11 protein-coding genes are annotated in these 12,743 nt (G+C 70.4%); 6 read left to right on the top strand and 5 right to left on the bottom strand.

Features of this window, described 5'->3' with window-relative positions; genetic code table 11:
* The 3 genes from QR77_RS46805 to QR77_RS20475 all read left to right on the top strand — a co-directional run.
* Positions 1–1,169: PQQ-binding-like beta-propeller repeat protein (locus tag QR77_RS46805; protein WP_040023483.1), on the top strand; the 1,169-nt coding region annotated here is incomplete at its 5' end.
* Complete coding sequence (locus tag QR77_RS20470; RefSeq protein WP_052488922.1) at positions 1,156–2,562, top strand: serine/threonine-protein kinase; 1,407 nt, start codon at positions 1,156–1,158, stop codon at positions 2,560–2,562. The genes QR77_RS46805 and QR77_RS20470, both read left to right, overlap by 14 nt.
* A gap of 167 nt (positions 2,563–2,729) precedes the next feature.
* Complete coding sequence (locus QR77_RS20475; protein ID WP_236710744.1) at positions 2,730–3,521, top strand: hypothetical protein; 792 nt, start codon at positions 2,730–2,732, stop codon at positions 3,519–3,521.
* A gap of 5 nt (positions 3,522–3,526) precedes the next feature.
* Here QR77_RS20475 and QR77_RS20480 read toward each other — a convergent pair whose 3' ends face one another.
* Entirely contained in the window at positions 3,527–3,919 is a 393-nt protein-coding gene (locus QR77_RS20480) for a hypothetical protein (RefSeq protein WP_150130417.1), read from the bottom strand.
* A 262-nt stretch (positions 3,920–4,181) separates the two neighbouring features.
* Positions 4,182–5,771, bottom strand: a complete 1,590-nt coding sequence (locus QR77_RS20485; protein ID WP_040028339.1) for an LCP family protein — start codon at positions 5,769–5,771, stop codon at positions 4,182–4,184.
* 446 nt (positions 5,772–6,217) lie between these two features.
* On the opposite strand from QR77_RS20485, the gene QR77_RS20490 reads away from it, so the two are divergent.
* The gene (locus QR77_RS20490; protein WP_040023486.1) at positions 6,218–7,198 is read left to right on the top strand and encodes a hypothetical protein; all 981 of its coding nucleotides are present in this window, start codon (positions 6,218–6,220) and stop codon (positions 7,196–7,198) included.
* A gap of 4 nt (positions 7,199–7,202) precedes the next feature.
* On the opposite strand, the gene QR77_RS20495 is transcribed toward QR77_RS20490, so the two are convergent.
* A complete protein-coding gene (locus QR77_RS20495; protein WP_040023488.1) occupies positions 7,203–7,613 on the bottom strand; it encodes a MerR family transcriptional regulator in 411 nt (136 codons plus the stop codon).
* A 200-nt stretch (positions 7,614–7,813) separates the two neighbouring features.
* On the opposite strand from QR77_RS20495, the gene QR77_RS20500 reads away from it, so the two are divergent.
* Positions 7,814–8,989 (top strand): MFS transporter, encoded by a 1,176-nt coding sequence (locus QR77_RS20500; RefSeq protein WP_040023490.1) that lies wholly within the window; start codon positions 7,814–7,816, stop codon positions 8,987–8,989.
* Positions 8,990–9,003: 14 nt separating this feature from the next.
* On the opposite strand, the gene QR77_RS20505 is transcribed toward QR77_RS20500, so the two are convergent.
* Both QR77_RS20505 and QR77_RS42310 read right to left on the bottom strand, forming a co-directional pair.
* Positions 9,004–10,689: an ATP-binding cassette domain-containing protein gene (locus QR77_RS20505; protein ID WP_040023492.1), complete on the bottom strand. Its 1,686-nt coding sequence runs from the start codon at positions 10,687–10,689 to the stop codon at positions 9,004–9,006.
* A gap of 377 nt (positions 10,690–11,066) precedes the next feature.
* The gene (locus QR77_RS42310) at positions 11,067–11,633 is read right to left on the bottom strand and encodes a GNAT family N-acetyltransferase (RefSeq protein WP_052488924.1); all 567 of its coding nucleotides are present in this window, start codon (positions 11,631–11,633) and stop codon (positions 11,067–11,069) included.
* A 250-nt stretch (positions 11,634–11,883) separates the two neighbouring features.
* Between QR77_RS42310 and QR77_RS20515 the strand changes: the two genes are divergently transcribed.
* Positions 11,884–12,321 carry a hypothetical protein gene (locus QR77_RS20515; RefSeq protein WP_078876939.1) on the top strand — a complete coding sequence of 146 codons (438 nt, stop codon included), beginning with the start codon at positions 11,884–11,886 and terminating at the stop codon, positions 12,319–12,321.
* Positions 12,322–12,743: the final 422 nt, after the last annotated feature.

A 12,743-nucleotide genomic window follows, 5' to 3' on the forward strand; every position in this document is an offset into this window, starting at 1 on the left:
GGCCGAACCGGCGGAAGCTGCTCGCCGGAGGCGCCGCCGTACTCGCGACTCTTGGCGGCCTGAAGGCACTCTCCCTCGTCCCGGGCCGCGACGGGTCACCCAAGGACGACGCGCCGTCGAACCCCGAAACGTCCCCGTCGCGCACCCCCACCCCCAAAGCCTCGCCCACTCCTCCCCCCACAGCGACTCGCCTGTGGCGGAAGCACGTCACCGACTTCTTCCCCGACCTGGCCGCCGCGGGCGACGTGCTGGTGGTCAGCACCAATGACGACGTCAGTGGCCTCGCACCCCGGACCGGCAAAACCCTGTGGAAGCACGCGACCGCCTTCGGCCCCGCCGTCGCCGGCGATGTGGTGTACGTGGTCGACGCCGACGGCCGGTGGCCGGTGTCGGCGCTGCGTGCCGCGACCGGCGCCACCCTGTGGACGTACCCGGTCGCGTTCGGGGAAACTCCGGGCACCTTGATCCACACCGGATCGGTGGTCTGCTTCGGCAAGGAGACGGTACGGGCGCTGGGCGCCTCGGACGGGCAGTCGCGCTGGACCTCGAAGTCAAGCGCGGAGTACGGCCTCGCCGCCGGCGCCGGCATCCTGGCGGCGCGCGGCGACACCGCACTGACCGCCCTCGACGTCGCCGACGGCCGGACGAGATGGACGTACCGGATGAGATGGACGGACGATACGCCTGGCAGGTCCACTGCTTACATCGCAGGCGGCACGGTTTTCGTCTTCGACGAGGACGGCGCCCTGCACGCCCTGGACGCCAAGACGGGGGCCTTCGTCTGGAAGAGGCCCCTCGTCGCCGGTCCCTACCAACTCCAGGCGCGCGATGGCGTGCTGTACCTCAGCGGAGCGAGCATCCTCGCGGTGAGGGCCGCCACGGGCGAGACGTTGTGGTCGCAGCGGCTCGGCGGCGACGAAGGCGCGCCGTACGGCGGGTGGAACTCGCTCGGCCTGACCGGCGACACGCTGTACGTCGGGTGCACCAACAAGACCGTGTACGCCCTCGACGCGGCCGGCGGCCATGTCCTGTGGAGCAGTCCCGCCGATATGACGCACAGCTCGGGGCCGGTGGCCGTCGACGGTGTTGTGTGCGTCGGTCTCAAGGACGGATACGTCGAAGCGCTTGCGCCACCCACACCGAACGGAGGCCCGAGTGCGGGCACTTGAGCACGGCGACCCCCACGCGGTGGGACGCTTCAGCATCCTGGCGCGTATCGGCGCCGGCGGTATGGCGGTCATCTATCTGGGGCGTTCGGCGGGTGGCTGGGCCGTCGCCGTGAAGATGATGCACCGCGAGTTCGCCCAGGAGCAGCGGCTACGGGACCGGTTCCGCAGCGAGATCGAGGCCACCCGGGCGGCCGGTGGGCTGTACAGCCCCGCCGTCCTCGACGCGGACCCCGACGCCATGACGCCCTGGCTGGTGACGGAGTTCCTGCCGTCCGTGTCGCTGGACGAGGCGGTGCGCCGGTTCGGTCCATTCCCCGCCGCTTCCGTCCGTACGCTGGCCGCCGGCCTCGCCGAGGCGCTCGCGTCGATCCACAGCAACGGCATCGTGCACCTGGACCTGAAGCCGGCGAACGTGCTGCTCACCGCCGACGGGCCACGGTTGATCGACTTCGGCATCGCCGATCTGGCGGGTACGACACCGGCGGCGCCGCGCGAAGCCCCGGCCGGATCACAGGGATTCATGTCGCCGGAGCAGATGACCGGCGGCGAGGTCGGCCCGGCGAGCGATGTGTTCTCGCTCGGCGCGACGCTGGCGTGGGCCCGCACCGGCCCGCACCCCGGCACACCACATGACGGCGAGACACCCACCCCGCCGGCGGGACCGATCGCCGACGACGAGTTGCGCGCGACGATCGAGAGCTGTCTGCGTCCCGACCCGGGGGATCGGCCGCTCGTCTCCGATCTCGTCGGCCAACTGCCGCACTCCAACACGCCGTTCCCCCCGGAGGTGCTGGCCGAGATCGACCGGCAGGAGAGCGCGGCGGCGAACCCGCCGGTCGACCCCACGCCCGCTCCGCCGCGCCCGCCCACCCTGCCGGACCACACACCCTCCCACCCCGAACAAACCAAGAAGCGAAGGCCGTTGAGCACTCGCCGACGGGTGCTCCTGGCTCTCGCCGCGCTCGTCGTGGGCTCCGCCGCCGTCGTCGGCATCGTGAGAGGGGCCTCGGAAGACAACGGCGGGTCCGTCACCGCCGGACCCGAACGGCGTACCACCCCCACGGTGACCCCGCCGCCGTCGGCGAAACCCACCCCGAGCCCGTCCGCGAAGCCGCGCGCGATGCAATTCCTCTTCACCGGCGACACGAAGACGCTCGCTACGCTCACCTACACGGTGAACGGCCGGGCCACGACCCTGAAGAACGTCAAGCTGCCGTGGCAGGAGACCGTCGACATTCCGCCCCTGCCGAAGAAGAGCACCTGGAAGGTGAAGTTCACCTACCCGCCGGGCAATGTCCGCTTCCGGCTGCTGGTGGACGGCTTTCAGCTCGTGAACGGCGCCAACGCCGCGGCGGGTCTGACGGGCAAGGGCTCCGGCGAGGGAAAGGCCTGACCAGTGGGTTCGGAAACCGGTCGGAAGCCGGTCGGCAGCCGGTCCGCCCGAAAACGGCCGGAGCGCGGTACGGCATCGGGCAATCCGGGACCCCTCCCCGGACCCCGCGGCTAGCCTGACGTCACCGGACTTCCATGAACGCGTCGACAGTCGAAAGGGGCCAGGCCGTGACGCTGTCGGTACCCAGGCCAGCCAGCAAGGTCAACCTCCTGCCGGGAGACGTCGGCAGCCTCAGCCGGGGCCTGCCGCCCGCGCTGCCCGACACCCTGTTCGTCCTCGGGACGAACGGCGGGATGAGCGTCGCGCCTGACGCCGAATTCCCGCTCATGTTCGGGCGGAACGAACCGGACGTCCACGTCTGCGTCGGCGCGGGCGACCTGCACGTCAGCCGCCAGCACGGATACATCGCACGCGAGTACTCCCGCTGGGTGATCAACAACATCGGCCGGCTGCCGATCCGGCTCCCCGGCGCCCGGTTGATACTGACTGGTGACCGGGCCGAACTGCCCTTCGGCTACACGCCGTTGTTCATCGTCGCCCCGAAGCAGGAGCACCTCCTGCAAGTACGCGTCACCGCACAGGCGCCGCCGCCGAGCCCGGAGAACGGGGACGAGGCGGAGACGTACGAACGCACCCCATGGCCGCTGAGCCCCGACGAGAAGCTGGTGCTGATCTGCCTCAGCCTGCGCTATCTGCGGCACGAGCCGCAGCCGCAGCCGCTGACCTGGAAGCAGGTCGCCGACGAACTGAACCGGGTACGCCCGAAGGAGGGCTGGACCTGGCGCAAGGCCGCCCACCGGGTCAGTGACGTACGTACGCGGCTCAGCCCGAGCGTCCCCGGCCTCCTCGAAAAGGAGATCGCCCCGCCGGCCGGCAACGCGCTCAACCACAACCTGATCACCGAGCTGCTGATCACCAGCACACTCGTCAAGGCGGACCTGAAGCTGCTCGGCGAGTAGACCGGTCAGGATGTGTGACACCCCTTCGCCCGGTCGTAGGCGGCGTCGAGGTCGGCGTGACCCTTGAGGCGGCCGAGGAACCCCGGGAACGTGACGACGTCGAGTCCGCCCAGCGTCCGTACGGCGTCCAGGCCGCTGTCGGGGAAGACCGTCGCGTCCACGAGGTATTTGGTCGAGCTCTCGTCGAGTTTGACGACGTCCTTGCGGTACTGCGCCAGCAGGGTCTTGCTGCTCGCCGTCGGAGCGGGCGGCAGTGCGGTCATCGCCTTCTTCGACCTCTCCAGCTCCTTGACCGTGTCGCTCAGGAAGGTCTTGAGCTCCTTGCGGTCCACCGCGTCGGCCGGGCTCCGGAACGTGGTGTAGGGCAGATCGGGGTCGGCGGCGCAGAACTTTCCCATCCAGGCGACCAGCGCCGGACTCGCCGCAGATGTCGGCGATGACGACGGCGAAGACGATGGTGACGCCGCCGCCTTCCGGTCCGTACGGTCGTTCCCGCCCCCGCCTCCGCCGCACGCGGACAGCAGGAGCGCGGCGAACAGGAGCGATACCACTGACTGACGCTTCACGGCGGCCTCTCGGGATGTGTCGAGTCGGGGCTCCTTTATAACGACACCGCCCCGGGAGGGGTCCCCGGCGCTCCGCGACCCGCCAAGTCGCCTGCTACGGCGCCGAGTTCTTCACCCCGGGGCTGAGCGCGTACGCCTCCGTCGGTGTCATGCCGCGCGGCGCGTCGGACGAGGTGGTGACCTTGCCGTCGTACGTCTCGCCCACCGTGCCGAACGTACTGACTGGCGCACACTCCCCGGTGTCCTTGCCGTTCTGCGACGACGCGTTGTCCAGGGCCTGCTGGGTGTCCGCCGGGTCCGGCCCCACCTTGCTGTTCGGGAAGGAGTCCCCGCTCTCCCAGTCGGCGCCGATGAGCAGGACGAGCCCGGGGGCGCCGCTCCCGCCCGTACCGCCCGTACCGCTCGTACCACCCGTGCCGTCGGCCGCACTGCTCCCGCCGCGCTCCTTCAGCGCCGAGGACGGCAGCCCCAGCGCCGAAGCGACCGTCTTGGCCCGCTCCTTGTCCGCTGCCGGGTAGGTCAGCGTGGTCTTGTCCGCCGCTGCTCCGTTGCCCGAGGTGGTCTTCCGGCTGAAGCCGTGATCGGTCAGCACGCCGGCTATCACCCCGGCCCGCCCCGTCACAGTCGTACCGTTCTCCACGTCCACCGCCGTCCCGCTCTTCGCGGGCGCGGCCGGGGCCGGGGCCGCCGGCTTCTTGCCCTTCCCCGTCGCCGTGGTCAGCGACTGGTCGTCGGCGATGGTTTTGAAGAGTGACTTCGCGCCCGGCGCGATGGTCAGCATGTCCTCGCCCTGGGTCTGCATCGTGGCGAAGGTGATGCGGTCGGTCGGCACCTTGTTCACGTCGTCCGCCAGGCCGATCAGTTGCTGGATCGACTGGAGGCCGTGGTCGACGGTCAGGGACTTGGTGGCCGCCTGCGCGAGCGACCACACCTTCTTGGGGTTCGACAGCGTCCCCGCACTCTTCAGGCTGTTGATCATCGAGGTGAGGAACATGTGCTGCGAGACCGTCCGGCCGGTGTCGGTCCCGACCCCGAACCCATGGCGCGTACGCAGGAACTGGAGCGCGGACTCGCCCTTCAGCGTGTGTGGGCCCTTGCTCAGCTTCAGGTGCGAGTACGGGTCGTAGACGTTCTTGTCGACGCAGATCCCGACCCCGCCGATCGCCTCCGACATGTTCACCACACCGGAGAAGTCGACCATCATGAAGTGGTCGATGGTTATCCCGGTCAGGTTGTGCACGGCGGCCACGCTGCACCCGGGGCCCCAGTTCAGGGCCGAGTTGATCATCGCGTTGGACTGCGGTCCGACACTGGTGCCGTTCTGCTTGTCGTCGCAGCCCTTGAGGTCCGTCCGCAGGTCGCGCGGGATGCTCATCACCGTGGCGTTGGACCGGTCGGCCGATATGTGGACCACCATCTCGACGTCCGCCCGCTGTCCTGCCGCGTCGTCGCAGGCCCCGCCGAGTTTGCAGTCGGCCGCGTTGCCCCGTACGTCCGAGCCGATCATCAGAATGTTGATCGGTGTGCGCCCGAAGGCGTCCGGTTTCTCGTGCCCCGCGTCGCCGCCGGTGCCCGCGTAGAGGTCGGACGCCGCGATGTTCCCGTTCAGCTTGACGTACGCGTACGCCGCGCCGCCCGCACCGAGCAGCATCAGTGCGCCGGTCGTCCACGCGATGATCTTCAACGCACGCCTCCCGCCCCGCTTCCGCTGCTTCCGCGCGGCGGCCCGCCCGCCCGCGGACGCCGGGGACTCCCCGGACGCGGCGGGCGGTTGCGCCGGGCCGCGGTCCTTCGTGCGGTTACGTGAGTGCGTCGTCATGCGTTCGTTTCCTCGAAGCCGAGCCGGCTGCTCTTTCTGTGCGGCGGAAGGTCTGCCCCCTGAGGGCGAGATCCCTGAAGTGAGATCGCGATACCGGTCGAACGGTTGCATGACGAACTAAGCAAATGCGAACACCTGCACAAAACCTTCACGAATTCGATGTGTGAGGAAGTGCACGGTCGGCCGATCTGCTCGAACGGCGCCCTCCAGTGGGTGAAACTCGCGGCGGACACCGGTCGATAACTGCAAATAGCGCGTCCCCCCGCCGGGCCGCTCGTTACGCTCCGTCCCCCATCAGGAGAGGATCACCCATGCTGAAGAGGGTACGGACGGCCGCGCGGCTCGCCGCGTTGCTTGCCGCAGGACTGATGCTGACCGTTAGCGGTTGCACATCGGATACGGACAGCGGCACCGATCAAACGGACGGTAAACACCAGCGACCCGCCCCCGCCGCCCCCACCCCCGCCCCCACCCGGGCGCTGGTGGTGTGGGCCGACACGATGTGCGGTACGACGTCGTCCCTCGAAGCCCTGAAGAAGACGAGCGCGGCGGCCGCCGGGGCCATCGGGAAGACCGGCGCCGAGAGCTATCTGTCCACCACGTCGGCCGCCCTGGACGAGGTCGCGCGTGGGTACGCCGGGCTCACCCCGTCCGGCATCGCCGCCGCCGACCGGCTGAGCGCGAGCCTCGCGCGTACCGTGAACGCCGTAAAGCCCGAGGTCAGCGAGTTGGCGGACGCCAAGACCCTCAGCGGTCTCGCGGCGGCCGAGAAGGCCGACCGCGCCACCCGGGCGGCGAAACTGGTCGCGTCCATCGAGCAGCCGGAGCCCGGCCTTCCGGCCGTGGCCGCCGGGGACCCCGCGCTGGCCGCCTCGTACAACCTCGCCCCGCGCTGCACCCCGCTCACCCAGCCGACGACCGAGAGTCCGGCGGTCGAGAGCCCGGCGGTCGAGAGCCCGGCGGTCGAGAGCCCCGCCGCCCCGAGGCCGTCCGTTCCCACGGCGGCCGACGGTACGGACGTCTCGGCCTGCGCGGACGGCGCCTGTCAGATCCTGGTCGGGCCGGAGCCCGTGGACTTCGTCGTCGGCAAACAGAAGGTGACCGTGTCGGTGAAGGACGGCAGGCTCAATCTGCATCACACGTCGACGACCGGCCTCGGTTCCGGCACGATCATGATGGGCGGCCGGGGCGGTACGGCCCTCTTCGGGCAGGGCGACGGTCCGATGATCAAGGTCAAGGTGACCTCGATGAGCGAGACCGGCGCCGTACTCGACATTTCGACCGTCCGCTGAGTTCCTACCGTCCGCCGACCCGGCACGCGCCCGGCGACGACGCCTCCGGCCCGCCGTCGTACAGCCGCACCGCGTCGAGATACTCGGCGATCGCGTCCCTGTTGCGGGTCAGGAAGCCGATGCGCTCGGTCATCCGGTCCAGTTCGTGTTGCAGCGTGCCGAGCATCTCCGGTGTCGCGTCGGGGAAGTAGATGGTCCGGGGCTTGTCGAGGCAGGGCAGGATCTGCTTGATGATCCGCGTCGGCAGCCCCGCGTCCAGCAGCCCCCTGATCTGGAGGACGCGGTCCACGAAGCGCTCGTCGTAGTCGCGGTAGCCGTTCGGGGAGCGATCGGCGACGATCAGGCCCTGCTCCTCGTAGTAGCGCAGCAGCCGGCGCGGTGTCCCGGTCTGCTCCGACAGCTCTCCGATCCGCATGGGAACGGCCCCCTCACTTCATCGCTTGACCTTCACATCAATGTGATGGTTCGAGCATACGGGGCATGCGAAACGACACGGCCCCAGCAGCCGGCGCAGCTCGCCCGGAGCCCCACGACGGCCCTGACAGTCACGGCAGTCACGGCAGTCACGGCAGTCACGACGGCCACGAGGGCCCGGACCGGAACCGTAAACTCCCCATGCCCGCGCTCCTCGCGCTGGCCACAGCCGTCTTCATCACCAGCCTGACCGAGACCCTGCCCGCCGGCCTGCTCCCCGCGATGAGCGCCGACCTGCACGTCGGTGAGTCGGCCGCCGGCCAGACAGTGACCATCTACGCGATAGGCACCGCCCTCACGGTGATCCCGCTGACCGCCGTCACCGCCGGATGGCGCCGCAAGCGGCTGCTGCTGACGGCGATGGCCGGTTTCGCCGTCGCCAACACGGTCACGGCTCTCTCCGACAGCTACCCGCTGACCATGGCGGCCCGCTTCGTCGCCGGGGTGGCGGCCGGCCTCGCCTGGGCGCTGCTCGCCGGATACGCCCGCCGGCTGGCGCCCGGACACCTCCGGGGAAAGGCGATCGCGATCGCCATGGCGGGCATCCCCGTGGCCCTGTCGCTCGGGGTGCCGGCCGGGACCTTCCTCGGTCAGGCGCTGGACTGGCCGGTGGCGTTCCTGATCATGACCGGACTCACCGTCGTCCTGCTCGGATGGATCGGGGCGCTCGTCCCCGACCAGCCAGGAGACGCCGACCAGCGCGCGGGCTCCGGCCGGGCGGCCGAGGACCGCCGGCCCTCGATGCTGGGCGCGCTCCACGTCCCGGGGGTGACCCCGATCCTCACCGTCACCCTGCTGCTCGTCCTGGCGCACAGCATTCTCTACACCTTCATCGCGCCGTTCCTCGACCGGATCGGCATGGGCGGATCCACCGACCTCGTCCTGCTGGTCTTCGGCGCGGCGTGCCTGGTGAGCATCTGGATCGTGGGCGCGTGGATCAACCGGAGACCGCGGGTCCTCACCATCGCCGGAATCCTCCTGATCGCCGTGGCCGCCGCCATCCTGGCAGTGACGTCGAGCAGCCCCGTACTCGTCTATGCGGCCGTGACGCTCTGGGGCCTGGGCTGGGGCGGCGCGCCGACCATCCTCCAGACTGCCGCCGGCGACGCGGGAGGCGAGTCGGCGGATGCCGCGCAGGCCATGCTCGTGACGCTGTGGAATGTGGCCATCGCGGGAGGGGGTCTGACCGGCGGCCTCCTGCTCATCCTGCTCGGGACGACGTCCTTCCCCTGGAGCGTTCTTGTGCTCCTGCTGCCGGTGCTCGCCGTGGTGCTCGCCGCGCGTACGCACGGCTTCCCCGCCCGACGTGCCCAGTAGGAGCAGCGACCGCGTCAGACCGCCGCCTCCAGCATCTCCCGTACCTCGTCCTCCGAGACCTCCTGAAGCTCCTCGCCGAGCACCAGCCAGCGCGTGATTCCGATCGACTCCAGGAACGGCAGATCGTGGCTCGCGATCAGCAGCGCTCCCTCGTACGACATGAGCGCGCCGGTCAGTTGGCGCACACTCGCCACGTCGAGACTGTTGGTCGGCTCGTCCAGCATCAGGAGCTGCGGCGCGGGCGCTGCGAGCATCATCGCGGCGAGCGCCGCGCGGAACCGCTCTCCGCCCGACAGCGTGCCCGCCAGTTGCTCCGCCCGCGCCCCCTTGAACAGGAAGCGCGCGAGCTGGCCCCGGATGTGGTTGTCCGTGACGCCCGGGGCCAGCCGCCGCACGTTCGCGGCGACGCTCAGCTCCACGTCCAGCACATCGAGCCGCTGCGGCAGGAACCGCAGCGGTACGAAGGTCTTCGCCTCGCCCGACAGCGGCGCGAGTTCGCCGGTGAGCGTGCGGAGGAGCGTCGTCTTGCCGGAACCGTTGCGCCCGACCAGGGCGATCCGTTCGGGCCCGTGCACATCGAGGGTGCCCTCGCGCAGGGTCCCGTAGCGGGGGCGCACCTCGCGCAGGGTCAGGACCGTACGGCCCCCGGGCACCGCCGTCCCCGGCAGGCTCACCCGGATCTCCGCGTCGTCGCGGATCGCGTCGGCGGCCTCGTCGCGCCGCTCGCGCGCCTCGCTCAGCCGCTCCTCCTGGAGGCCGCGCAGCTTGTCGCCCGACTCCTGCGCCGAGCGTTTGCGCTCCCCGGCGACGATCCTCGGGGCGCGCCGCTGGGCGTCCATCTTCTTGCTGTGCCGTTGGCGGCGGGCCAACTTCACATGGGTTTCCTCCAGTTCGCGCTTCTGCCGGCGTACGTCGGCCTCGGCGGCCCGCAGCATCCGCCCGGCCGCCTCCTGCCCGGTGGCCAGCGCCTCCTGGTACGCGGACCAGCCGCCCCCGTACCAGTTCACCGCCCCGGCCCGCAGCTCGGCGATCCGGTCGACCCGCTCCAGCAGCTCCAGGTCGTGGCTGACCACGACCAGCACCCCGGAACGCCAGGAGTCCACCGCCTCGTACAGCCGCCGGCGCGCGAACAGGTCCAGGTTGTTGGTGGGTTCGTCCAGCAGGAGGACGTCGGGCCGCTCCAGCAACAGCGCGGCCAGCCGCAGCAGTACGGTCTCCCCGCCCGAGATCTGACCGACCGTACGGTCCAGCTCAATGCCGCCGAGCCCGAGCGAGCCGAGCATGGCGAGGGCGCGTTCCTCGACGTCCCAGTCCTCGCCGATCGTCTCGAAGTGCTCCTCGCGTACATCCCCGGCCTCGACGGCGCGTACGGCGTCGCGCCGTTCGGCGATGCCGAGCGCCTGGTCCACGCGCAGGGCGGTGTCGAGGGTGATGTTCTGCGGCAGGTGGGCGAGGTTGCCGCTGACGGTCACCGACCCGGCGGACGGCTTCAGCCGGCCGGCCATCAGGTTCAACAGGGTTGTTTTTCCTGCGCCGTTGGAGCCGACGAGACCGATACGGCCCCGGCCCATGCTGAGCGAGAGCCTGTCGAAGACCGTCGTACCGTCCGGCCACTGGAAGGAGAGCGCGGAACAGGTGAGGGCGGCGCCGGGGGTGTGGGGTGCGTCGGGGGTGCGGGGTGCGTTGGGGGTACTGACCATGGTGGGCCTCGCGGTCGCGTGCGTGCTGGATGGGGGGCGACGTATGCGAACATCACGCGGCGACCGGGCCGGGAGGGCAGAAAGAGATGCGGCGGAGACCCGTCAGGGACGGCTCGTGCATCGAGGTCGCTTCCACGCGGAGGTCACGGGCGGCAGAGAAGAGAGCCGCGGCAAGCGTGACGGGCGTACGGACGGGGCCGTACCGCGCGGTGATCGCGAACCTAGATGCGCAACGTCCACCTCAATCGGAGACAACAAGGTCACTGAAACCATAAACGATCGGGACGGAGCGTGCCAAAGGCTTTGCTCAGGGGTACTCGCCTACTCGCCTAGCCGCCTACTCGCCCACTTGCCTAGCCGCCTACTCGCCCACTTGCCTACCCGGCTGCTCGCCCAGTCGGCTGCTCGTCGAAGCCGTGACCCCAGATCATGCAGTCGTGCCAGACGTCCTGCTCGGGATCGTCGGCGACCCAGGTACGGCAGTGCAGCGGCATCCGCTCCTCGAAGCGATACCCGGCAGCCTCCGCCAGCCGCTGGGACGCCGCGTTCTCCGGCTTGATCTCCAGCCAGACCCGCCGGAGCCCGGCATGCCGGTGCGCCCACTGCGTGACGGCCCGCAGGCCCCGCAGCCCGATGCCCTGGCGGCGTGCCTCGGGACGGACCCAATAGGCCACTTCCGCCGCCCCCGGGCCGCTCTCGATGAGGCCGAACGCGGCGACGAGGCGGGAGTCGGCCAGTACGCCGAAGGACACCTGGTCCGCCGAGCCCTGCTCCCACTCGGCGAGGGCGTCCCGCGCGTCCTGCGGCGAGTAGGGCCCGAGGTGCGAACCCCACAGGGCTCGGGACGGCTCCCCGTGCGTGGCTTCCACGACGAGGTCGACGTCCTGTCCGGTCAGCGTCCGCAGTCGCAGGTCACCGACGGCGAGGTCCATGGCCGGGTACATGGTGCCGAGTGTTCCAGGCCGTGACGACGACTGTCCACGGCCAACCCGCAACGGCCCGGCGGCGCGGGCGGTTTCGCCCGTACGGGACACCCCCTGACGGAGCCCTGAGACCGGGCGGGACACGGGTCGTTCGCACGGCCGACGAGGGACGGCGAGGCGCCTCGGATCATAAGAACGGCAGGCCGCCGCCCGCGTCTGACGACGCGCCGTACCTCGCTGTACCCCGCTGTACCCCGTAGGAAGGATCCCCATGAACGCCCGGACTCCGCACCCCGCCGCGATTTCCGCCGACCGTCTGAACGACCCGCGCAGCGTGGCCGCGTTCCGCGGCGCGAAGCTACTTGCCGGCGGCTACCTCGGCATCAGCGTGCTCACGCTCGTGGCCATCGCCGCGCTGCACAGCGACGCCGCGGTGGTGAACGACGCGGTCTGGGTACGCGGAACCATCGTCGTCGCCAGCGCCCTGGTCACGTTCCTCTGCGCACTCCGCGTGGCTCAGGGCTCACGCGGCGCGTACCGCAGGCTGCGCGTCATCTCGGCCGTCATGGTGGTGGCCATCGCGGCCATCATCGCGCTGCCGGGGACCTTTCCGGAGTGGATGAAGGTCGAACAGGGCGTGTGCGGCCTCGCGTTGCTCGGCCTCGCGGCGCTCGTCAACGGCAAGCACCTGCGTGCGGTGTTCGCGTGAGGTCCGGGTGAGGTCCGCGTGAGGTCCGCGTGAGCTGTTCCATCGGAGGTTAATCAACTGGTCGTTCTGCTATCGCCTTGGAGGGTCGGTTGGGCGGGTGTGGTGGGCGCCGATGGACGCGGGAGAGACCTTGGCTGACGGCCGATCGGGCGGGGTGCGGGGTGGTTTGGGGTGCGGGTTCAAGCGGGGCGGTCGGGGTGGGCCCGGTGGGTGTTGGTGAGGGCCGGGCCGCCCCTTTCATCTTCATTTTTGCGGTTCCGGGGTGGGCGTCAAGGGCGCTCCTTCGTCGCGTCGGCTGCGCCGATTTCGCTGCGCTCCACCCTTGACACCCACCCCTCCACCGCAAGTGCAGATGAGGGGGCCGCCCCCGAGGGGGGAGACTCCCCGGGGACGCCTGCCTGTCCTGCACCTCCGGCCCCCGT

Source organism: Streptomyces sp. 150FB, assembly GCF_000818195.1.
Taxonomy (GTDB): domain Bacteria; phylum Actinomycetota; class Actinomycetes; order Streptomycetales; family Streptomycetaceae; genus Streptomyces.

Bases quoted from the DNA above. Each gene is read 5' to 3' on its own strand.
- QR77_RS20500 (WP_040023490.1), top strand. From the start codon at position 7,814: ATGCCCGCGCTCCTCGCGCTGGCCACAGCCGTCTTCATCACCAGCCTG.
- QR77_RS20515 (WP_078876939.1), top strand. From the start codon at position 11,884: ATGAACGCCCGGACTCCGCACCCCGCCGCGATTTCCGCCGACCGTCTG.
- QR77_RS20505 (WP_040023492.1), bottom strand. From the start codon at position 10,689: ATGGTCAGTACCCCCAACGCACCCCGCACCCCCGACGCACCCCACACC.
- QR77_RS20480 (WP_150130417.1), bottom strand. From the start codon at position 3,919: ATGGGAAAGTTCTGCGCCGCCGACCCCGATCTGCCCTACACCACGTTC.
- QR77_RS20495 (WP_040023488.1), bottom strand. From the start codon at position 7,613: ATGCGGATCGGAGAGCTGTCGGAGCAGACCGGGACACCGCGCCGGCTG.
- QR77_RS20490 (WP_040023486.1), top strand. From the start codon at position 6,218: ATGCTGAAGAGGGTACGGACGGCCGCGCGGCTCGCCGCGTTGCTTGCC.
- QR77_RS42310 (WP_052488924.1), bottom strand. From the start codon at position 11,633: ATGTACCCGGCCATGGACCTCGCCGTCGGTGACCTGCGACTGCGGACG.